The organism is Nevskia soli (genome assembly GCF_903970205.1).
Classification (GTDB): domain Bacteria; phylum Acidobacteriota; class Terriglobia; order Bryobacterales; family Bryobacteraceae; genus Bog-113.
Window position 1 is genome coordinate 1 of the sequence record NZ_CAJCHS010000217.1, and the last position, 22,640, is coordinate 22,640.

Below are 22,640 nucleotides of genomic sequence, written 5' to 3' on the forward strand. Positions count from 1 at the left end.
GCCGCCGTCCGCACCATTCCGGCGGGCCGGCAGCTGGTGGTCCGTAACAACGAGGCTATCGATTCCAAAACCGCCGCGCCCGGCCAAACGTACTCGGGAGTCATTTCGCGCGACGTTCACGATTCGACTGGCGCGATCGCCATTCCGCATGGATCACCGGCAACGCTCGTCGTTCGCTCCGTGCACGCGCAAGGTGAAGTGGAGGGCCGCTCCGAGCTTGCTCTCGACCTTGACGCGGTATCCGTCGCGGGCCGCCGCTATCGAGTCGAAACCAGCGAGGTCGTAGAGAAAGGAAAAGATGGTCTGGGAGCGAACAAGCGTACCGGCGCCTTTCTGGGCGGCGGCACTGCCCTTGGCGCTCTCCTCGGTGCGGTTGCCGGAGGCGGACGAGGCGCGGCCATCGGCGCTGTGTCCGGAGCGGCGGCCGGCGGCGTTACACAGGCGGTGACGCGCGGCCACGGGGTTCGCGTCCCGGCGGAAACATTGATGACCTTCCGCCTCGAAGCGCCCATCCGCATGCGTGAAATGCGCTGAGAGATGTTCCGGTCCGTCGCGCTGGTATTAGCCGTTCTTGTGGGCGATTCCTTCGGCCCCGTCCGCAACAGCAACGCGCTCTCTAACGCTTCACTCCCCAACCCACTCACGCTGCTGATCTGGAATATCGACCGCGGCACCGAGCTGCATGACATCGAACAGGGAATCCGCAAGCATCATCCCGACGTGTGCCTGCTGCAGGAGGTCGATCTCAACGCCAAACGATCCGAGGGAGTCGACGAGGCAAGCTCTCTCGCGCGCGACCTCAAAATGAACTTCGCGTACGGAACCGCGTGGCAGGAGCTCAAGCAGGGCTCCGATAAATCTCCCGCGTGGCAGGGACAGGCGAACCTGTCACGAATTCCGTTCAAGGATTCGCGCGTTCTTCGGTTCGAACACCAGACCGATTTCTGGGAACCCCACTGGTACCTCCCGGCGTGGGCCCCCCAGCGGCGGCACGGCGGCCGGATCGCGTTGGTCAGCGAGATCGGCACGGGACCCAACGCCCTGGTTTTCTATAACGTACACCTGGAGAGCCGAAGCCTTCCGAACCGCTTCGGCCAGTTACAGGAAGTGCTCGACGACGTGGATCGGTGGTATCCGCACGGGCCGGTGATCATCGGCGGCGATCTGAACACGATGACATCGATCGACGAGTTTGTCGACACGCTCGAAAAGCACAATTTTCACAGCTGCTTTGGTCCGCGTCATGAGCGAACGCACCGGGTGGTTGGCGATCTCGACTGGATTTTTGTGCGCGCTCCCGCGTTCTGCGAAGCCGCCGCGGTGGATCGCGACTCGCCCGGTTCCGATCACTACCTCGTGACGGCGAACATCACTGTACAAACCGCGCGTAAATAAGGACCTTTGCATGCAAGCTCGTTTTGTAAGGTCCCAAGCACCTCAATGCCGATTGCGCGGCTAAGAATTACGGATCTCCTTCGCCCTCACTGGAAAGCCCTGACTATCGGTTTCGTGGCCGTGGTGGGTGAAGGCGTGGCCGACCTGCTCGATCCCTGGCCGCTGAAGCTGGTGCTGGACAACGTGCTTCGGTCAAAGGAGGGCCACGGCTGGCTCAATCACTGGGTGCATGATTTGTCGGGCGGCGACCGCATGGGAATGCTCGAGATCGCAGCGGCCATGGTGCTGCTGATCGCGATCCTGGATGCGATCTGCTCGTTCGTCGACAAATCCGTTACCACCAGCGTGGGCCAATACGTCACGCACGATCTGCGTAAGCTGCTGTACTCGCGCATTCAGCGCCTCTCGCTCGCCTTTCACGACCAGCGCCGCACCGGCGACCTGATCAGCCGTATCACCAGTGACATCGATGCCATCCAGAACTTCATCGTGTCGGGGCTGCTGACCGCTTTAATTGACGTGATCACGCTGGTGGGGATGGTGATCGTGATGTTCTATATCAATTGGAGCTTCACCCTGATCGCGCTTTCCATCGCGCCGCCGTTGTTCGCCGTGGTCTACACGTACACCCGCAAAATCAAGAAGGCCTCCCGCGAGCTGCGCAAGAAGGAAGGCGAAGTGGTGTCGGTGATCGAAGAAGTTCTGGGTTCGATCCGCGTGGTGCGTGCCTTCGCTCGCGAAGATTATGAACAGCGCCGGTTGGAAGTCGAGAGCATGGAGAGCGTGGAGATGGCTCTCAAAGCACGCGCGCTAAAAGCTCGCCTCGCGCCCATTGTCGGGGTGATCGTCGCGTTCGGCACGGCGATGGTTCTATGGTTCGGAGGCCGGATGGTTCTCAGCGGGACGCTGTCCATCGGCTCACTGGTCGTATTCATCCTCTACCTGCGCAAGATGTATAAACCCATGCAGGAGCTCTCGAAGATGACGGATGCCTACTCGAAAGCGGCGGTCGGCTATGAGCGCATCTGCGAAGTACTGGAAGCCGAAGGGGAAGTACGCGACGCTCCGGATGCCCGGAAGGCGCCGCCGATCAAAGGCAAAATCGAGTTCGAGCACGTGTCTTTCGGCTATTCAGCGGAACGCGAGATTCTGCACGATGTCAGTCTGAAGATTGAACCGGGGCAGGTGGCCGCACTGGTAGGTCCGACGGGCGCCGGAAAGAGCACGATCATCAGCCTGATCCCTCGCTTCTACGATCCGACGGCGGGCGTGATCAAGATCGACGGAATCGATGTCAAGCGCTTCAAGCAGAAGTCGCTGCGGCATCAGATCAGTTTCGTGCTGCAGGAGACGGTGCTCTTCCATGGCCCGATCTGGCAGAACATCTCGTACGGTAAGCCCGAAGCGACCCGCAAAGACATCCTCTGGGCAGCGGAAATGGCCAACGCGCACGAGTTCATCGAGAAACTCGGAGACGGCTACGACACTATTGTCGGCGAGCGCGGAATCACGCTTTCCGGCGGTCAGCGGCAGCGCATCGCGATCGCCCGCGCCATCATCCGCAACAGCCCGATCCTGATCATGGACGAGCCCACATCAGGCCTGGACGCCAGTTCCGAACAATTGGTGTTTGAGGCTCTGGACCGAATGATGGCGGGCAAGACGAGCATCGTGATTGCGCATCGCCTGTCGACGATTCGCCGCGCGGACGTAATCTTTGTGGTGGATGACGGGCGGATTAAAGAACAAGGTACGCACGATCAACTGTGTAAGTCGGGCGGCCTTTACTCCGAGCTGTATGAGATTCAATTCCGGCAGAAAGAAGATATGCTGCCGGACGCAGTGACTAGTTAAAATTCGTGTTGTTCTGAAAACACCTGTCACGATACTTAGCCGCGACGGTAACGGAGCTGGTGCTCCGGAAAAAGAAGCTTCGAATGCTTTTGCCGCAAGAAAGCGGAGCGCCCAGGTTGTAACCGCTCCGTCACCGTCGCGGCTCAGTATGTGGTATTTGCAGCGACTCCCCAGGGTGGCCGCAGGCCATATGTGGTTCATCACTGTTCCTCCGCGGCTGATGGCCTTTGGTTTTTAAAGCCCGGCTAACTGTGCAATCCGTTCGCGCAACGCGGTCGAGTAGCCATCGATCTGCAGGTTGTCGTATCCCGCCGCCCGGAAAGCGTCGCGAACCTGGTCCGGCGACAGCTGCATCAGGACTTGACCTATCCAGCGTGCGTCCTGCCGCGGCACATGCTGGCCGATCCACTGGATGTGCATGCGAGTCACATATTCGGGCACGTTGAATATCACCTTCATCGCGGGCCGGCCGGGGTCGCCGAAATCCACGTAATCCGAACCGGTCTTGGTGATGAAGCGCGAATCGTCGAACGATTTCAGATTGCCTTTATCTACTTTATGGTTGCCGTTCAAACCGGTCGTCCCGAAACTGGCGCCCAGGTCGCGAACCTCATAGATCTTCACGGGGTGATCGGTAAACGCCGGCTTCGGTTCCACCAGCACGGCATTGTTCTTGTCTTCGCAATCCCAGTTGTTTACCAGCGCCATTACGGTCCGCAGACCATTCAACTCCTTCGTCCCCGTGAATGGGTTGTCTTTCCAACTCCACGTCTCAAGTTTGTCCTCGCCCTTAAGATAGCGTTTCATTCGGACGTTCGTAAACGATCCATCCGGACCGCGCTGGCCTTGGCCCCGCTTCAGATGATCCGGCAGCCCGTTGATCTGGATTTCAGGGAGAAAGTAGTCCTCATCCGCGTAATAACCGGCAGCCCATACGATGCGGGTGGCGACTGTCTCCGGCTGCGCTTCTGCGCCCAGCTTCACTTTCCACCTCACGCCGTCCTCATCGCGCACTACGATTTTTGGATTCGTGCCGTTCAGGTCTTCTTCTTCGAAGATGAACGTGCCGTGCGGCTGGTGTTCGTTACCGCCCGGACCCGCGAACAGATCGCGCGAACGAATGTCGGCCGGCTCGGTCCACAAGACCGGCGGGTAGCTTCCCGATTCCGCCGCAAGCTTCTCTTTCTTCCGCTCCTTATCCGCTTTGTCCGCAGCCGAAGCGAGCACCGACAACAGCAGAAGCGAGGTTCCTAAAGCAGTTAAGGACTTGGATAGAGTCATGATTGGTGTCCGTGTAGCTACACTTTGTGAAGCAAAACCAGTTCCACACCGAGCCGATGCTACGAACTTTACGAAGGCTTTACCGCCGGTTCGGCAATCGGACCTTCCGTTGCAACACGGAAAGCGTGCGGTTACTCGTTCAGCCCGGAGATGGCGTCCAACCCCTGGTCGACGCCATCGATCACGCCAAGAGTCACGTTGAGATCGCCATTTTCCGCTTCGATCGCCAGGAAATCGAATCGGCTCTCGTTCGCGCCATCGAACGCGGCGTCTCCGTTCACGCCTGCATCGCCTACAAAAACCGGGGCGGGGAAGGCAAATTGCGCGCGCTCGAAATGCGCTTGCTCGACAAAGGCGTTACGGTAGCCCGCACGGCGAACGATCTGGTGCGCTATCACGGCAAGTACATGATCGTCGATCGCAAAGAGCTTTTCCTGCTGGCGTTCAACTACACGTACCTTGACATGGAACATAGCCGAAGCTTCGGCATTATCACTAAGGACCAGGAGTTAGTGGATGAAGCACGGAAGCTGTTCGAAGCGGACTGCAAGCGCCAATCTTATGAGCCCGGGTTGTCGCGCTTCGTTGTGAGTCCACTCAATGCGCGCAAAGAACTCACCGATTTCATCGCGAAGACGGAGAAGCAACTTCTGATTTATGACCCAAAGTTAGGCGACCCCCGAATTTTGCGGCAGCTCGAAGAACTTTCCGCCAAGGGCGTGGATGTCCGCGCGATCGCCGAAGTTACCCGTACCTTGAAGTTTGAGAGCCGGGAACTCGGTCCCATGCGACTGCATACGCGGTCGATGATCCGCGACGGAGAACACGTATTCGTCGGCAGCCAGAGCCTTCGCGCTTCCGAACTGGAGACCCGGCGCGAAGTTGGAATCATCTTCAAAGACGCGAAGATCGCCTCCCGGATTATGGAAACGTTCGAGGACGACTGGAAGCAATCGGTTCCGGGCGAGGCGCCTCGTGAACGTAAGCCCCCGGCCGTTAAGGCCGCGCGTAAAGTGGCCAAGGCCGTCGTCAAGAACCTTCCGGCCGTCGCCCCGGTGCTCGAATTAGTCGTAAAGAACGTCATCGGCGAAGAGGCAGCGGTTCAGGTAGATACCAGCGCATTAGAAGAAACCGTGATTGCCGCCGTCAAATCCGCCGTCGAAGAGTCCGTCCGCGGCGCCGTGCAGGAAGTAGTCGACCAAAACGGCGCCGCCAGTTGAGAATCCCCATGCGGGCCGCCTTACTCCTGCTTCTAATACTTACTTTGGCGCTTGGTGCGGACGTTCGGGTGGACCCGGATGCTCAATTCGTTGCCGATTTCGATGCCCGCGTTGCAGACTACATGAAATTGCATAAGTCGGCTGAATCGCATTTCCCGATGCACCCGACCGATTCGCCGTCGGCCATCGCGAAAGAGCAGCTTGCGTTCGCCGCCGAGATTCGAACCGCCCGCGCCAATGCGAAGCAAGGCGATCTATTCACGCCTCCGATTGCCGCTGAATTCCGCCGTCTGATCTCAATTGCGATGCAAGGTCCGCGCGCCGCCCGCGTGCGTAAGAGCCTGAAGAGTGCCGAGCCGGTTACCATCCCCCTGGATGTGAACCAAGCGTATCCGTCATCGGTACCGCTGCAATCCACGCCGGCGAGCTTACTCTTGAATCTGCCCCACTTACCCAAAGGTTTGGATTACAGAATCGTGGGGCGCCGCTTAGTTCTCCGCGACGTGAATGCAAACTTGATTATCGATATCATTCCGGACGCCCTCCCGCTATCATGAAAAGTCTAGCTTCGTTTGCGCTGCTCCTTTGGAGCGCGCTCCCTACTTACCCGCAAGCGATCGATCTAAAGCTTCCGCTTCAGGACAAATCGGTTCGGTTCGCGGTGATCGGAGATAGCGGAACCGGCTTGGATCCGCAATATGACGTGGCTAAGTTGATGGCGCGGTACCATCAAAAGTTCCCGTTCGACTTCGTGATCATGTTAGGAGATAACATCTATGGGGGCCACAGCGCATCCGATCTGAAAAAGAAGTTCGAAGATCCCTACCAACCGCTCCTGCAAGCAGGTGTGAAGTTCTATGCATCCCTGGGTAATCATGACGATCCCGCGACCGAGATGAGTTACAAGCCGTTCAACATGAATGGCAAGCGATATTACGACTTCAGGTCCGGCAATGCGCATTTCTTCGCTCTCGACAGCGATTACATGGACCCGGATCAGCTTACCTGGCTGCAGCAGAACTTATCGGCCGACGATTCCAGTTGGAAATTGGTTTTCTTTCATCACCCGCTGTACGACGACGCCAAGTTCCACGGCGCCGACCCGGATTTGCGCTCTGAGTTGGAACCGATATTTATCAAAGCGGGCGTGAATGTGGTGCTAAGCGGGCATGAACACGTTTATGAGCGCATCAAGCCGCAGCACGGTATTTACTATTTCGTTCTTGGTAATTCCGGTCAACTGCGCGCGCATGACCTGAATCCATCGGACCAAATGGCGAAGGGTTTCGACACGGATCGCGATTTCATGCTGGTTGAGATCGCGGGCGATCAATTGTACTTTCAAACCATATCCCGCACGGGCGAAACCGTAGATTCGGATGTTCTCAAGAAGCAGTCCAAGACCGCTCCATAGGACAGTTATCCTTGAAACAACATGGCTGATATTGTCGTCGTCGACTCTGAAGAAACCGTTCGCTCCGTGGTGGAACGGATTCTCCGCCGCGCGGGCCATTCCGTTCGCGCCACGGGCGATTTCAATGAAGCGTTGCAGATTCTCCGGCAATCGAGAGCGGACCTCGTACTGACAAACGTGTTCCTGCGCGGTATCGCCGGACACGATGCGATGCTTCGCTTGAAAACTGATTTTCCCGGCATTCCGGTGCTGATGATGTCTGGAGTGCCCGACTCAAGTGTCATCAGAGAATGGGTCGAACAGGCGCAATTCGACATTTTCCCTAAGCCGTTCATGCCCGATTCCTTGATTCATAAGATCGAGGAAGTGCTTAAGACGGCACGCTGAGCCGCGTAAGCAATCGACTTTCTTTTTGTTGTCTGGCTTTGCGGTCTGGAGCCGGCGACAGGAATCGAACCTGCGACCCTCTGATTACAAATCAGATGCTCTACCTACTGAGCTACACCGGCGATCCGCGATCGGGCTGCTGGCAAACCGCCAACTTCCCGCTGATGTAATCCTAACACTCGGTTCTGAAGCGCAAGCACTCGCAAGGTTTGAAGAACGTTAGTTTGATGCGCCATCGAGCAAACCCCTGTCGCTAAGGCAAAAGTCCTATGAATACCTTGACGAACAGTGTGATTTACGCTACAAAAGGAAGATTGCATCTGCTCTACGCCCCGTTCGACCAGTGAGCGAATGCGATTCAACGCCAACTGTTCGGAGCATTCAACAACAATGTGGATTTCGCGAACTTTGATGATGTTGGCGTTAGTGGGCGTGTGTGCCAACGCGCAAGTCCCAACGCCGCCCGGTCAGCCGACCAGCGGGCCCGGAGGTAGCACCTACGCCTACCCGTCGGTCCAGTCCTTCGGCCCGTTCTATGTCAATCCCGCGGCCCCGGAGCCGTACACGTCCTTTTATATTTTCGAGCCGGGCGGCGGATCCGCTCCGGCGACACTTCCCGTTGTCTTGTTTCTGCACGGATATCTGATTGCGGCGGAAGGCACTTACGGAGACAGCCCCGGAAACTATATCTATTGGATCGATCACCTGGTTCGCAACGGCTTCACCGTTGTTTTTCCGACCTACGATGCCACGTTGCAACCGGTTCAATATGCCGGTAGCATCATCAACGCGTGGCAAGCCGCACTAACGCTTATCGAATCCGGAACCGTAACCGGTCTTATCCAACCCGCTTCGGACGCTCTCGGGATTCAAACCTTATTCACCGGACATTCCATGGGCGCGGTTAATTCGTTCGCGGTCGCTCAGCAATTAACCATAGCCCCTATCGCGGGCGTACCGGTCCCAAGAGCAATTGCGGGATTTCAGCCGGGTCTTGGCAGCACCGGCGAATTATCTACCAACTATTCTCAGATTAGCCCCGCTGTCTCTGTCGTTATCGTGGATGGGGACGATAATGCTGTCGATATACCGACGGCTCAAGCAATCTGGAATTCAGTTGTAGCTGTAGTCCCTGGTTCGAACCGCGATTTTCTCGAGGTGATTTCCGATTCCCATGGCTCGCCTGCCCAGTTAGGTAATCATTGGTATCCGGATACAAATGGGCTGAATGACGACGATAGCGGTGTTGACGATCGAGATTACAACATCACCTGGAAGTTAAGCGTTGGTTTGTTCAACTGCGTCTTGTACGGCACGGATTGTTCGTATGGTCTGGGGCATGGTTCAGCCAATCAAATCAACATGGGTAACTGGAGCGATGGTGTTCCGGTACTGACGCTCAGTCTTCAAGGCGGCGGCTCGCCTTCGATAACGTCACTTACATCCAATGCCAACCCCGCCACGACCGGCTCGCCGGTAGTTCTGACCGCAACCGTAACGGCCGCGGCAGGATCGGCGCAACCGACCGGAACGATTGTCTTCATGAACGGGAGTAGCCTTCTGGGTTCGGCGTCCCTCGCCGGTGGAAGCGCATCATTGACGGTGTCCACGCTGCCGCTGGGTTCGCAGTCGCTCTCAGCCGCTTATAGCGGAGACATCAATTTCCAGCCCAGCAACGGCGCGCTGGCGGAGGTAATCAATTCTCCTACTTCGGCAACAGCGCTGGCCTCGAGCTCCAATCCGTCGACTTACAATCAGGCGATTACGTTCACCGCACAGGTGAGTCCCGCGAACGCTACCGGAACGGTCGCGTTTGCCGATGGAGCGAACCTGTTGGGCTCGGTCCCTCTTACCTCCGGCACCGCTGTCTTCACTACAGCGGCTCTAGCAGTAACCACTCACTCCATAACAGCGACTTATAGCGGAAACGCAACTTACCCGTCGAGTTCCGCAAGTTTATCGCAAGTAGTCGCTCAGGATGGGACCACGCTTTCTTTAACGTCCAGCGCGAATCCGGGGGCGATCAACCAGCAAGTGACGGTCGTGGCCACTCTCAACGGTCAGGATGCCGCTTCGGCCACTGGAACGGTGAGCTTCGCGCAAAACGGATTGTCCTTAGGTTCGCCCGTTTCGATCGTCGCCGGCCAGGCTTCGATTGCAATCACCTTAAGCAACTCAGGTTCGTCCACGATTAGTGCCGTCTATTCCGGCGATGCCAACAATCAGGCGAGTAATGCATCCATCCTTCAAACCGTCGGTTCCACGTCGCCGCTGGTCTTGACGACGCTTCACAGCTTCGCTGGATCTGATGGCAGCAATCCTTCAAGCCGCTTGGTGTTAGGCTCCGGAGGCAATTTCTTCGGGACCACGCAGGCCGGAGGCGCGAACTCCCTGGGCACAGTCTTCGAGGTAACTCCCACGGGAGCTTTAACGACCCTTCATAGCTTCGCGGGAACCGATGGTTCAAACCCTGGCCCCTTGATTTCAGGAGGCGATGGGAATTTCTACGGAACGACTGCGAGCGGCGGCACTAACAACAGCGGTACCGTGTTTCAGATCACTCCGTCGGGCGTTGTGACTACTCTCCACAGCTTCTCAGGGCAGGACGGTTCGTCTCCGAACGCTGCCTTAGTCCTGGGTCCCGATGGTAACTTCTACGGAACTACGGCAAGCGGCGGGGCTAACGGCTCCTATGGGACTATCTTCAAGATCAGTTCCACGGGAACGTTCAATCAGCTTCATAGTTTCAGTGGAGCGGACGGTTCCGGTCCGGCCGCGGCGCTGGTACTGGGAAGTAACGGGAACTTCTATGGTTCAACTGTTTCCGGCGGCGCAAATAACGCGGGGTCCATCTTTACTGTCACGTCCGCCGGGGCGCTTACGACGCTATATAGTTTCTCCGGGCCCGACGGATCGGCTCCCCGCGCTCCACTGACGTTGAACACCGACGGCAATTTCTACGGGACAACGAGCAGCGGCGGCGCTAACCCGCAGTACGGAACGGTCTTCAAGATCACCCCTGGAGGCGTGCTCACGACGATTCATAACTTCGCGGGAACGGATGGATCAGCCGCCGAAGCTGTCTTGCTTCTCGGGACCGACGGCAACTTCTACAGCAGCACCATAAGCGGCGGGAGCGGCGCGCAATACGGAATCCTATTCTCAATCACGCCTGCCGGAACCATTACCACGCTTTATAGCTTTTCGGGGCCCGATGGCAGTAATCCCGGGGGTGGGCTCACGTTAGGCACGGATGGTAATTTCTATGCGACCACGGGGGCCGGAGCGGCAAACGGCCTTGGATCGATCTTCCGTTTGACGGTAACGCCGGCCTTCTCGATGACTTCCGTCAACTCGAGTGCAAGTCCGTCTTCTTACGGCGCTGCATTGACGTTCACCGCCGCGGTGAATCCGTTTTCAGGAACGGGCTCGCCCACCGGCTCCGTGACGTTTGCGGATTCCGGGAATCCACTAGGCACAGTCGGCATCACGGGGGGAACTGCCGCGTTCACGATATCCACCTTGTCTCCCGGGCAGCATTCCATTTCGGCTTCCTACGGAGGGGACTCGAACTTCAAGCCTAGCAGCGTAACCTTCGCGCAGCCTATAAGTCAGCTCGTAGGCGCCGCTTCGGTTTCCTCCAGTCTCAACCCGTCGGTTTACGGGCAATCGGTGACTCTTACCGGTACCATTACTCCACCGCAGGGGGCGCCGGTTCCGACTGGGACCGTCACATTCACAAACGGCGCGGCACAGCTCGGTACGGTTACTATGGCCGGTGGTTCAGCCTCCGTTACGACGGCCGGGTTGGGGGGCGGTACACAATCGATATCCGTCTCGTACAGCGGGGACTCAAACTATTCGCCGGGAACGGCCAGCCTTTCGCAGATTGTAAATACTGCCCCCACCACGGCCAGCCTTGTTTCCAGCGTCAACCCGTCGGCCTTTGGGCAGATGGTAACTTTGACCGCCGGTGTAGCTCCTGTTTCCGCATCCGGAACACCAACCGGAACGATAACTTTTATGGACGGCGGTACGACTCTCGGCGCGGTTTCTTTGACCGCTGGATCCGCTTCGTTCGCGACCTCTGCATTAGTTTCCGGTACGCATTCGCTCACGGCGGCTTATAGCGGCGACGGAAACTTCCAGCCGTCTATCGGGACGCTTTCACAGGTCGTGAGCGCATCCACAACGACTACGATTCTGACGTCAAGTCAAAATCCGTCAAGCTACAACCAGGCGGTAACGTTCACTGCTACGGTGACTTCGCCGCCGGGCTCGGGAACTCCCACCGGAACCGTTATCTTCACAAGAAGCATCTCCACCCTGGGCACCGTCACGTTGACGGGCGGCACGGCCTCGATCACCACCGCCGCCCTGCCACCCGGAACCCAAACCATTTCCGCCAAGTATGGCGGCTCCGCATCGTTCCAGATAAGTTCCGTGAACTTCTCGCAACAGGTAAATACCGCTGCTACGACAATCGGTCTCGCTTCGAGCTTGAACCCCGCTACGATCGGATCCCAGATCACCTTTACGGCAACTCTCACCGGACAGTACGGCGGGAGCCCAACGGGCACGATCACCTTCTTCGAAAACGGTACTCCCATCGGATCCGCAGTGACCGTTTCAGCGCGGCAGGCATCTACGGTCACGACCTTTTCGGCGGCGGCCACTTATGCGATTACCGCCGTTTACTCGGGTGACTCGAACTTTTCCGGCGCGACGTCTTCCCCTTTGAGCGAGAAGGTCAAGCTATACACGAGTAAGACGACCGTCGCATCCTCCGGCTCACCTTCGCTAGCGGGCGTCCCGGTCACGTTCACGGCAACCGTGACAGCTTCTCCGAACACTGTACCCAATGGGGAGCAAGTCACGTTCTACAACGGTTCAACGTCTCTCGGAGCGGGAACAACTCTCAACGGAGTTGCAACACTAACAACTTCGGCGTTGCCCCGGGGGGGACACGCGATCACCGCAACTTATGCGGGAGACAATACGTTGCAACCAAGTACTTCCAGCGCGCTCGATCAGGTTGTCGATCCGAATCCCACGACCACAACGTTGAGTTCGAGTTTAAATCCATCGGTTTATCCGCAATCGGTTACGTTCTCAGTAGCCGTGACCTCGGCCGGGCCGACTCCAACGGGGACAGTGGTTTTTAAGAACGGAACAACCGCAATTGGAACCGCCTCGCTGTCCGGCGGCGTGGCGGCCTTCTCGACTTCCGGTTTACCGGCTGGAACCGACTCGATCACCGCGGAGTATGAAGGCGATTCGTTCTCCGCCGAAAGCGTCTCAACAGCCTTGGCGCAAGTCGTCAAACCTGGGCCGACCAGTACAGCGCTTGCCTCGTCATTGAACCCGTCCATGCCGGGCGCCGCTGTCACTTTCACCGCTACAGTGGCGGCGAAAGGCGTAACTCCAGCGGGGACGGTTACATTCGCGTATGGCTCGACGACGCTGGGGACAGTTACATTGGCGGGGGGTAAGGCTTCCCTCTCGACGTCAACGTTGCCCGCGGGCACGGATACCATAACAGCGACCTTCAACCCCGGTGCAAACTTCGCCGGGAGTTCCGCGTCATTATCTGAAAACGTAAATTAACCGCGTGTAAAGAGCGTGTCCTACGCTTCTTCTATTCCTATCACCTCTAACCAGCTCAAATGGTTTTTCTGCTCCGCGTGTTTTCAGCTTTAAGCTCTTGCTGAGAATTCCGAAGCGTCAAACAGTATTACATTTACTTTATTAAATTTGTCGGGGCTTGAGAAAAATTTACTAATTGCGGGGTAGATATCCACGATAATTAAAATTGAGAAAAGATTTAGCGCGATTTCACTTGACGGAATATTGATGATTCGCGATAACGGATCCATTGCATTCTAACGATTAGCGTTTAAGAGAGCGTGCGTCGCATCGAACCGAACGTCAAATCGGGCGTTGTGGGGGACTGTGGCGCTTTATCGAAACGGATCTGAAGTTTTCGTTGCGCCAGTGCGAAGAGTACGCTCAACTCCTGCTTTATTGGTGGAGCAGCGCACTATATCAATCAAATCGCGTACCGAATTATCGTCGATATTTCGGAGATCGCATCGAAACCGGATGGTTTCGATCACCGAGGCCTCTATTGTTTTTTCGCGATTACCTGGCAAATTATCAAACGCCAGGAACCAATCACTCTCGAAAAGCTTCGGATTCGATTCCCTGGCTACTCTTCCCCGTCCTCTTTTTGATAGGCAAGGCGGCAACGCCTCAGACCGTAACGACGGTATATAGTTTCGCGGGCCCTGACGGCTCCACGCCTAATGCCGGCCTGACAATGGGCGCGGACAATAACCTCTACGGTACAACCTTCAGTGGCGGGGCTGTTAACCAGTCCGGCACAATTTTTGAAATCACTAACGCGGGAGCTCTTACCTCAATTTATAGTTTCTCCGGACCTGACGGCTCCAGCCCCCATGGCGCCTTAGCGCTCGGCAGTGATGGGAATTTCTACGGATCGACATACAGCGGCGGCGCCAATAACCTGGGCACCGTTTTCAAGATCACTCCGGCCGGGATTCTCACGACTCTTCACAGTTTCATCGGGACGGACGGCGCCTATCCCCTTGCTGGACTCACGGCAGGTGCGAACGGCGATTTCTACGGTTCGACCGTGGGGGGCGGCGCGAGCGGAAACGGAACGATTTTCACGATCGACTCCGGCGGCACACTAACCACGATTTACAACTTCTCAGGGGTGGACGGATCGGCCCCTTATGCTGCGCTGACGCCGGGCAGCGACGGCAACTTCTACGGCGCTACGGAAAGCGGGGGAGCTAATAGCTATTACGGAACGCTATTCCGGATTACTCCCGCCGGAGCCTTGACTACGATTTATAGCTTCGCCTTCACCGACGGTTCAAGTCCCTATGCTTCATTGACGGCGGCGAACGGGCTGTTCTACGGCACGGCTTCCAACGGAGGCGCTGATACGCAATACGGAACGGTCTTCAGCGTAACTTCCACCGGTGCGCTTACTTCTTTGCACAATTTTTCCGGCCCGGACGGGTCTGTTCCTGGTGCGGCGCTGACCGTAAACAGTAATGGAATCTTTTACGGGACGAGCATTGGCGGCGGGGCAAATTACCAGTACGGAACCGTATTTCAACTGACTCCCGGCGGAACGCTAACTACACTTCACAGCTTTCATGGAACCGATGGCGCGAACCCCACGGGCTCTCTGTCGTTCGGGAGTGACGGCAACTTATATGGAACTACCAGCGGCGGAGGACTGAACGGCTACGGTACTGTCTTCCGCCTCCCGACGTGTTCATCATGCACAGCCACGTCACTCATCTCAAGCGCAAATCCTTCCATCGACGGAACCGCGGTGACCCTGACGGCCGAGGTAACCGCGGTTGCAGGGGGCGGAACGCCAAACGGGACCGTAGTTTTCAAGGACGGAAGCTCCAGGCTCGGGTCGGCTACGCTTGCGGGCGGCACCGCCTCGGTTACTTCGAGCGCGTTCACTCAAGGCGCTCAAACAGTCTCGGCCACATACCTCGGGAACAAATCGTTTCAACCAAGCTCGGGAACTTTGACTCAGCAGGTGAACTCCAGCGAGGACGCGATTCGAGCGGCTTCAAGTCTCCACGAACACGACCGCGATGGGCAAGCGAACGCGACAAGCGAAAGATAGAAATCGGTAACCCATGGATAGTCGTAACCAGCAACAACCAGCAAAGTTTAATAGCGCCAGGCTCAACAGGCGCGAGTTCCTGACCGCTCTCGGCGTGGCGGCGGGCGGTATGCTTGCTGCCGAATCGGGTCTTGCCAAGAATCAATTCCCCCAATACCAGGATTCCTTCGGCAATGTCGCTCCCGCGGCGGGCGACGCAATCAACGTGGGAGTTTATCCTCCGCCCATCTCCGAAGCAGCGACTGGGCCGGCTAAGGTCACGCCTGGTTATGCCCAACCCAACATCCTGATGATTATGGTTGACCAGCTAAGGTCGCCACGCTGGCTGCCGCCCGGCGGTCAAGCGGCGATCGATCAGTTACTGCCGAATATCGCTTTCCTTCGCGAGCACTCATTCAATTTCCCGAACTATTTTGTCGCGGCGACGGACTGCACGCCCAGCCGCGCCACCATTCTCACCGGGTTGTACTCCCAACAGACGTTCATGTTCAAAACTCAGACCTCAAACGCTGAGCCTACTCTGCAACCGGGGTTTCCGACGTTCGGGACGGCGCTCGCGCAACAAGCGAACTATACAACCTGCTGGATCGGTAAATGGCACCTATCGGATTACTATCCGAAGGGTGTGACGCCGGGAGCAAGCGGACCGGGGGTTTACGGGTTCTCGGCCGGCGGTCTTAATCTACCGCCGAATTCCTCCCTTGCTTCCCCCTCGGGCGTCTCGAATGAGGGTACCGTCGGATATAACAACGCACCCTACGGTAGCGGCACCCTAACTCCGCCCGTAACCGTACCTTCGATTGAAGCGCCAACGATCAAGCTGCTCAGCGACGGAGCGATCGCGAACTGGTTTATCGACCAATGGCTGCCGGCGGCACCCCTTTCCAACCCGTGGTTTGCGGCGGTGAGCTTTGTGAATCCCCATGACATTTGCAATTTTCCATCCTCGTTCGGACTGGCCGGCACAACGAATTTCGGGTCAGCATCCACGACGCCGACAACGGGTTTCGAGCCTCCCCCGACGCCCGGCTACCCCTATGTCCAGTCGCAACCTGATGACTTTATCCCGCCCCTAAACTCGTCTCTTTATCTCCCCAACGTGAAACTGCCGACGCAGTGGAATATCGGCGACAACCCCATGACTCAACCTTATGGGGTGAGCTCCGCCAACGGTTGGGGAAAGCCCGGTCTCCAGGCGTATTTCGAATCCCAAACGAATTACACGAATGGAACGATTCAAAATGTCAACGGCTGGCTAACATTTCTGAACTATTACTTCTGGATGCAATCGTGCGCCGATTATCAAATTGGCCGCGTGCTGGAGAGTCTAGGGGCTTCGAAGTTCGCTTCGAATACTGTCATTGTCTTTACCTCGGATCACGGCGACTACGGCGGCTCCCACAGTATGCATATGAAAGGAGGCGGTCTGTACGACGAGAGTATTAATGTTCCGCTGTATATCAGCTTTCCACAGATGCGGCCGCCGTTCGCGCCGGCAAGCACCGCCAGAACTCGTACGTTCGTCTGTTCGAGCGTGGACATCTTTCCGTTTCTGTATACCCTCGCGTTAGGCAATTCCAGCTGGAGGAATAATTCCGCCGACCCTTACACATACCTCAGCGGGCGCGAGGCAATTTTAGATGCGATCCTGAGCTCGTCGCCGGCCCAGCGGCGCGTCTCTACATTTCCCAATCAAAACGGGCCCGGTAGTCAGCCCTACGTCTTGCACACCACGGACGAATACCCTTCGCCGACTATTCCCGGAACGCAAACTCCGCAGCCCGGTCACGCAATCGCTTACCGTACCGTCGATACTACCGTGCAAACGAATGTCGGGGGAGTTACTTTCTATGGTGGAGCGAAGCTGGGGATTTACAGCTATTGGCCTTGCACCACTACCACCCCGGACACCACCAAACCTCAACAATACGAGTTTTACAACTACAGTCAAGGGAACATTGGTGAAACCGGCAACAGCGCTCTGGTAAGCGCGACTCAGCTGGATGTTCTCCCGTCCCAATACCTGACGGCGTATACCACATTGGCGCCGGATGAGCTGTATGTACAGTTCCCGCAATTCGCCGGCGCCGCGCAGGCGGCCGAAGCCGCGTATCTGGCTTACCTCGGCACGAGTTGTTGAGCCGTCGAGGGACCTAACCCTCATGCCGGCCGGCGTAAAGCGGCTGTAATCATCGCGGTCTTGAGCCTTCCAGGCAATAAAGCGCGCAGGGTGAAACGTTTGGCCCCTCACCGGACGTCAACCCTAATCATGCGAACTTCGACTTTGGCGGCCGTGCCCGCGGCATTCGCTTTGTGTGCGCTTGGTCTGAGTGCCGCCGACGTATGGAATAAAGATTACAAGGAATGGACGGATGACGACGTGCAGCGGGTCCTTACCAACTCCCCTTGGGCAAAGAAAACGACGGCCACGCTGCAATCGCAAGGTAACGGAAACGGTTCTCAAGGGAGCGGCGGTTATCCGGGCGGCGGCGGCATGGGCCGAGGCGGGGGAGGTATGGGCGGGATGGGTGGCATGGGCGGCGGCTTCCCCGGGATGGGCGGCGGGATGGGCGGCGGAAGGCGGCGCGGTCAGACCCCGACGGCCGAGAAGGAGAACGTGATCGTCAGGTGGGACAGCGCCTTGCCGGTGAAGGAGGCGCTACTCAAACAGCAATACGGTTCCAAGCTGCCCGATCCGAAAGATCCCGGTTACACGCTGGACAAGCCCGAGAAGGACTACGTGATCTCTGTGTCGGGTTTGCGAATGTCCTCGCGCCGGGATTTGAGCGACGACGATTCCGACGATTCGCGTCAGAGTAGCACGGACAAAATGCGCAGTACTCTCTTAGCGTCGACACAGTTGATGCCGAAGGGTAAGTCGGCGATCGATCCGGACGATGTCAAGGTGACGCAACAGAGCGATGGCAGTGCGACCGCGCAGTTTTTCTTTCCGCGCAGTCCGGGAATCGATCTGGATGACAAAGAAGTTACCTTTCTTACCCAGACCGGCCGCATGAAGATAGAGACCAAGTTCAAGCTCAAAGAGATGGTTTCCGACGGGAAGCTGGCGCTTAACTGAGTTTCCGCGCCAGCTAACTTGAGCTGATCGACTTAGTTTCTTGAACGTCTGATGCCGTGGTGCGCCGCCGCACGGCCCGAGCGAGCATGCTCCGCCGCCGGAGTATGCTGTGTTTCCGGGTGACCGGCAGTCGCATGAGGTGACGCGGTATGACTGGTGCGAGCGTGCTCCGCGCTCTTGTCCTGTGAGCGAGCATGCTCGGTCGTCCGTCGATGCGCGGGGCCCGCATGACTTGAACCGGCGGCAGCCGCGTGAGCCGAGGTCTGAGCCGTCCCGGCAACGCTCGCAACCGCATCGTTACCTTGTTGACTCCCGCCTGCCGCCGCTGCGGCAGCCATCGCGGGCGTGTTCAATTGCTCAGCCATCCAAAACTGCAGCTCGGCCAGATCGGCGCCCTGCAAGTACCCCGACTGCCACTGATCCGTGTCCACTAAGCCATGCCACACCGAGGGGTCTTTCTCATGCTGGGTGACGTAGGTATTCCAACGGTATGTGTTGTAGATCGCGATGATGTTTAGCGCATAGGCCGCGGCCAGCGGAGCGGCTGCGGGACCTTCCAGGATCACCAGGTTATCGTCGTTCTTCGCGCTGGCTTTAAGACCCAAGTTATGCGATCCAGTCATCACCACGGGTTTCGCCCCGAAGGGGTCGAGCACGATTACTTTACTGTGAACCATAACCATGGTTGCCCGCAGCGGGTCACTGTTGAAGTCGTGGAACTTAGTCCTGATGTTGGCCGGAGTCATCGCATCCGTACTTACCGGCTGCGGCTCGGTTTTCAGATCGCCGCTATACAGATTGGCCGGAGGCCGGTTGATCAGCTGACCGACGAGGCCTTTGATTTCCTGGTTCACCACGCCTTTGATATAAAGGCTTCGGTTGTAGTTGACGCCCTTCGGGTCATGCCGCTGAATAATGTCCTGCAGCAGCGTCTCTTTTTCCGGGTCTTCCTGATAAGTCCCGGGATTGAAGAACAGGAACAGAATGCCGTCTTCCGCGTGCGCAATCAAATTCCGCGCGTAGTCCAGATCCGGCTCTTTGTTCGTCGGCGCGAACCACGTGGTTACCTGTGAATCATCTACCTTGAACTGGCGCAACTGTGAGTTAGCGGCCTCCAGCGCCGGCGGGAATGCGTTGCCCGCGGCGATCAGCCGGTTCCACTCATCGAGGAACGCCTGGGCGACGTTCGAGTCGCTGATCACCAGGCCATTGTTGGCCTGACCGCACAGGCCGCTCCAGGTCCAGTTCGTGCTGCCCGTGATCACCTTTTGCGGTTTACCGGCCGCATCGCAAATAACCGCGAACTTATTGTGCGCGAAGTGCCCCGCCGACACCATTCGATCATGAAGGTCCACGATGTCCTTCAGTTCCGCGCGCGCCGCGGCGTTTTCATCCGGTTCCTTCTGATTGAATGCCCCATTGGCCAGAATCAGGTGCATTGACTTACCCAGAGCCTTGATCCCCGCAATCAACTCAGGATCGTTCAACTCATAGAGCGCGGCGTAAACCTGGCCGCCTTTCGCATCCGTCAAATGCTGGATTAGTTGCTGCTTCAACAACCCGCCCAGCGCGTCACGCAGCGGATCTCCGGGCTTTTGCAAGAGCTGTTTCAAGGCAGTCTGCTGATTGGTCTGCGGCGCTTCTTTCGCCAGCGCGCGCGATACCCATTGTGCGGCGACGACGCCTTTATTAAAGTAGGCCGAGATATTTTCGCTGCACTGGCCGGTTACCTGCATTGGCGCCGTCCAGGTGCTTTGTTGAGCGGTCGCGAGTTGTAACTGGGCCGCCGTTCCAATAACCGGGATCACCTGGTAAGACACGGTGTCTCCGGGCTTGACGCCGTAATCCCACCACATATATTTCTGTAGCGGCCATTGCCACTCTTTTCCTTCCGCCGGCTCGGGGTCGCCGTCCTTAAATCCCACAAAACTATGAAGGTAATTCTGCTGGTCTCCGCACTTTCGGGAGATGGCAAATCCGCGGCAATTCGGAATCGGCTGATTACCCTCGGGCAGCCACACAATCGCGGTGTGATCGCCATTATCGTAAACGCGTACGTCGATGGACATAAATGTCCTCCTTACTCACTTAAGCGACGCGTTGGAAAAAAAGGGGCCAAGTCTTTGCGAATTTTTGGCGAATTATCCTCCGGGCAGCCGTTTCAGACGCAGTGCGATCCCGTTCCGAAACGGCGGAGATCTTAGTCGCCGGCCGCCGGAAACGTAACCCATTTTCTGAACATCCCCCGTTTTCGGATTCAACCAGGAACCTTCATACTCACCCGGCGGCAGGGACAAAACTACTTCCGCAGGTCCATCGCCGTCGAAGTAGATTGCATAGTCATGCCCTGGATCAGACAAGGCGTGTATCTTTGTCCTCCCGGCATGCGTTACTGTCTGGGTATCCGGCCGGAGTTGACTTAGGGGCAGGCTTTCCAGAAACTCCCGCAGGATGTGTAACTGCCGCCTAAGTGCGGCGCTGCCTCCCCCCGGACCATTGGGCGCATCGTCCGACCCGTCTTCATGTCCGGGCGAAAACGAATAATCCAGCGCATCGAACGTGCTCCCGCCGGATAACATGAAATTCCAAGCCTGACGCCGGTAGCTTTCGTCGTCGCGCCCCAGGAACCCCGTTTCGTCATAGCCGATCGCCTTACCCAGACCGTAGTTCCAGGTAGCTGCCTCAGGGTAAGCATAATGGAAATTGACCAGGCTGACTCCCGGAACCAACGCCTCAACCGGCAGCCGGAAATTGCAATAATTCTGAGCGATCAGATGCTTCTTCGGGAGTCCGCTTTCTTCGGAAACGATCCACTTAGCAACCTGCGCCTGCCAGGCGGTTGAGAGCGCGTCCGCGACATCCACCGAATTCGGATATACGTTCCTTCCCGGCGCGGCCAGATACGGATTGACAACGTCCGCCAGTTCTCCCCGATCCGACCATGGCTCATTCTGAATTTCGAACAGTACATTGTCGAATGCATTCGCCTCGCGAACCAACTTGCGCACATAGCTTTCCTGAAAGCGCAGTATGTTGCCGTTCTCCAGCGTTTCAAGCTTTCTCCAATCGATCGCGTCGGCGCCGTTGACGTTGTTCGCCGGATGAAACGGGCTCATGGCCCACTGCGGTTCACCGTATTGCGAGGAAAACAAAGTAACCTCCACCACAATGCCGCGCCGGTCTGCTTCGGCCAGAAAATCGCGGTACCGTGCGAAGTACTCGGGATTCCATTGCTCCAGGTCGAACTTACTCCCGCCTCCTGCATATCCCGCTTTGCCGCTCTTGGGCGTGTTGCTCCGGGACGCGTTGCTTCGAGCCCAGGGCGCAATGAACCGCCCCGGATCGGGAGCCAGATCGTTGCGTAGAATTCCGAATGATTTCCCCGGAACTTCTACATAGGACCCTCCGAACAGGCGTGTGTAATCTGACCCGTCGCTTTGAATTACAGCCAGATAACGGTGATAATCGAAAGCGCCATTCAATACGGCGCCGTAATGCTCTCCACTGGTAATGAGCGCGATCGCTTTTCCGCGGAACAGAAAATAATGCGGATTTTCCGGGAGGAGTCGAATGGGCTCCGCTTCGAGGAGAGCGGCGAGCGCGACAACGAACGCCGCAACACCCGCCTTAGGGATCAGGCGCATCGATTTCTATCCAGTGTAAGTCCGGCGCCTGCGACCCCGGACGGCCGCAAACCGTTGTATTATGAGAAACCATCGGAATCGTTGTGCCATCCGGCGAATTCACAATACTTCTGAATGAGTGCTCTGCTGGAAACAAATCGGCGCTCGACGCCCTCACGCCGCTTGTTTACTCGGAATTACGCCGGCTGGCGTCATCGTTCATGCGCAATGAGCGACCGGACATCACCCTCCAGCCCACCGCGCTGATCCACGAAGCATATATCCAGCTCGTGCGGCAGGACCTGCCGGACTTCAAATGCCGCGCGCACTTTTTCGGCGTTGCCGCGCATATCATGCGGCAGATACTTATCGCCGGCGCGCGGCGGCATCGGGCGCAGAAGCGGGGCGGCGGGAATCGCGTCGAGATGGATGAAAGTCTTTTGGTTTCGGACCAGCACTGCGCATCGCTGCTGGCGCTGCACCAGGCTCTCGACCGGCTGGCGCTGCGGGATGAACGCAAAGCGAAAGTCATCGAACTGAAGTATTTCGGCGGCCTGAACCGTGAAGAAATCGCCGCCGCGCTGGATTTAACCGTCGCGACCGTGAAACGCGACCTCTCGCTGGGCGAGGCCTGGCTACGGCGCGCGCTATCAAGCGAAGGTGCGGCGGCGATTTCGGCCTAGGCCCTAACTCTCGTTCCCCCGCG

14 protein-coding genes, 1 tRNA gene and 1 pseudogene are annotated in these 22,640 nt (G+C 57.4%); 12 read left to right on the forward strand and 4 right to left on the reverse strand.

Annotated features, from left to right (window positions below; translation table 11 throughout):
- From H1Y01_RS09820 to H1Y01_RS09830, 3 genes and pseudogenes are all read left to right on the forward strand, one after another.
- Positions 1 to 534, forward strand: a pseudogene (locus H1Y01_RS09820) (hypothetical protein); the annotation flags it as partial.
- 3 nt (positions 535 to 537) lie between these two features.
- A complete protein-coding gene (locus H1Y01_RS09825) occupies positions 538 to 1,395 on the forward strand; it encodes an endonuclease/exonuclease/phosphatase family protein (protein WP_180540341.1) in 858 nt (285 codons plus the stop codon).
- Positions 1,396 to 1,440: 45 nt separating this feature from the next.
- A complete protein-coding gene (locus H1Y01_RS09830) occupies positions 1,441 to 3,249 on the forward strand; it encodes an ABC transporter ATP-binding protein (RefSeq protein ID WP_180540343.1) in 1,809 nt (602 codons plus the stop codon).
- Between the two features lie 234 nt (positions 3,250 to 3,483).
- Here the strand turns inward: H1Y01_RS09830 and H1Y01_RS09835 are convergent, their stop codons facing one another.
- Positions 3,484 to 4,530, reverse strand: a complete 1,047-nt coding sequence (locus H1Y01_RS09835) for a hypothetical protein (protein WP_180540344.1) — start codon at positions 4,528 to 4,530, stop codon at positions 3,484 to 3,486.
- A gap of 125 nt (positions 4,531 to 4,655) precedes the next feature.
- On the opposite strand from H1Y01_RS09835, the gene H1Y01_RS09840 reads away from it, so the two are divergent.
- From H1Y01_RS09840 to H1Y01_RS09855, 4 genes are read left to right on the forward strand one after another with little or no spacing between them, the layout of a single operon-like run.
- The gene (locus H1Y01_RS09840) at positions 4,656 to 5,750 is read left to right on the forward strand and encodes a phospholipase D-like domain-containing protein (RefSeq protein ID WP_180540345.1); all 1,095 of its coding nucleotides are present in this window, start codon (positions 4,656 to 4,658) and stop codon (positions 5,748 to 5,750) included.
- Between the two features lie 8 nt (positions 5,751 to 5,758).
- Positions 5,759 to 6,307 carry a hypothetical protein gene (locus H1Y01_RS09845; RefSeq protein ID WP_180540346.1) on the forward strand — a complete coding sequence of 183 codons (549 nt, stop codon included), beginning with the start codon at positions 5,759 to 5,761 and terminating at the stop codon, positions 6,305 to 6,307.
- Positions 6,304 to 7,164, forward strand: a complete 861-nt coding sequence (locus tag H1Y01_RS09850; RefSeq protein ID WP_180540347.1) for a metallophosphoesterase family protein — start codon at positions 6,304 to 6,306, stop codon at positions 7,162 to 7,164. The genes H1Y01_RS09845 and H1Y01_RS09850 overlap by 4 nt, the downstream gene beginning before the upstream one ends.
- A gap of 21 nt (positions 7,165 to 7,185) precedes the next feature.
- A complete protein-coding gene (locus H1Y01_RS09855) occupies positions 7,186 to 7,551 on the forward strand; it encodes a response regulator (RefSeq protein WP_180540348.1) in 366 nt (121 codons plus the stop codon).
- A gap of 46 nt (positions 7,552 to 7,597) precedes the next feature.
- On the opposite strand, the gene H1Y01_RS09860 is transcribed toward H1Y01_RS09855, so the two are convergent.
- A tRNA-Thr gene (locus H1Y01_RS09860) sits at positions 7,598 to 7,673 on the reverse strand.
- A 268-nt stretch (positions 7,674 to 7,941) separates the two neighbouring features.
- Between H1Y01_RS09860 and H1Y01_RS09865 the strand changes: the two genes are divergently transcribed.
- The 4 genes from H1Y01_RS09865 to H1Y01_RS09880 all read left to right on the forward strand — a co-directional run bounded on the left by H1Y01_RS09865 (position 7,942) and on the right by H1Y01_RS09880 (position 18,311).
- Positions 7,942 to 13,158, forward strand: coding sequence for an Ig-like domain repeat protein (locus tag H1Y01_RS09865; protein WP_180540349.1), 5,217 nt, complete (start codon positions 7,942 to 7,944; stop codon positions 13,156 to 13,158).
- 520 nt (positions 13,159 to 13,678) lie between these two features.
- Positions 13,679 to 15,232, forward strand: coding sequence for a choice-of-anchor tandem repeat GloVer-containing protein (locus tag H1Y01_RS09870; protein ID WP_180540350.1), 1,554 nt, complete (start codon positions 13,679 to 13,681; stop codon positions 15,230 to 15,232).
- A 13-nt stretch (positions 15,233 to 15,245) separates the two neighbouring features.
- Positions 15,246 to 17,372 carry a sulfatase-like hydrolase/transferase gene (locus tag H1Y01_RS09875; RefSeq protein ID WP_180540351.1) on the forward strand — a complete coding sequence of 709 codons (2,127 nt, stop codon included), beginning with the start codon at positions 15,246 to 15,248 and terminating at the stop codon, positions 17,370 to 17,372.
- Positions 17,373 to 17,501: 129 nt separating this feature from the next.
- Positions 17,502 to 18,311 (forward strand): hypothetical protein, encoded by an 810-nt coding sequence (locus H1Y01_RS09880; protein ID WP_180540352.1) that lies wholly within the window; start codon positions 17,502 to 17,504, stop codon positions 18,309 to 18,311.
- 32 nt (positions 18,312 to 18,343) lie between these two features.
- Here the strand turns inward: H1Y01_RS09880 and H1Y01_RS09885 are convergent, their stop codons facing one another.
- Positions 18,344 to 20,380: a phospholipase D-like domain-containing protein gene (locus H1Y01_RS09885; RefSeq protein WP_180540353.1), complete on the reverse strand. Its 2,037-nt coding sequence runs from the start codon at positions 20,378 to 20,380 to the stop codon at positions 18,344 to 18,346.
- Positions 20,381 to 20,452: 72 nt separating this feature from the next.
- Positions 20,453 to 21,955 (reverse strand): hypothetical protein, encoded by a 1,503-nt coding sequence (locus tag H1Y01_RS09890; protein WP_180540354.1) that lies wholly within the window; start codon positions 21,953 to 21,955, stop codon positions 20,453 to 20,455.
- An 83-nt stretch (positions 21,956 to 22,038) separates the two neighbouring features.
- On the opposite strand from H1Y01_RS09890, the gene H1Y01_RS09895 reads away from it, so the two are divergent.
- Positions 22,039 to 22,617, forward strand: a complete 579-nt coding sequence (locus H1Y01_RS09895) for an ECF-type sigma factor (protein WP_180540355.1) — start codon at positions 22,039 to 22,041, stop codon at positions 22,615 to 22,617.
- The last annotated feature ends 23 nt before the right edge of the window (positions 22,618 to 22,640 follow it).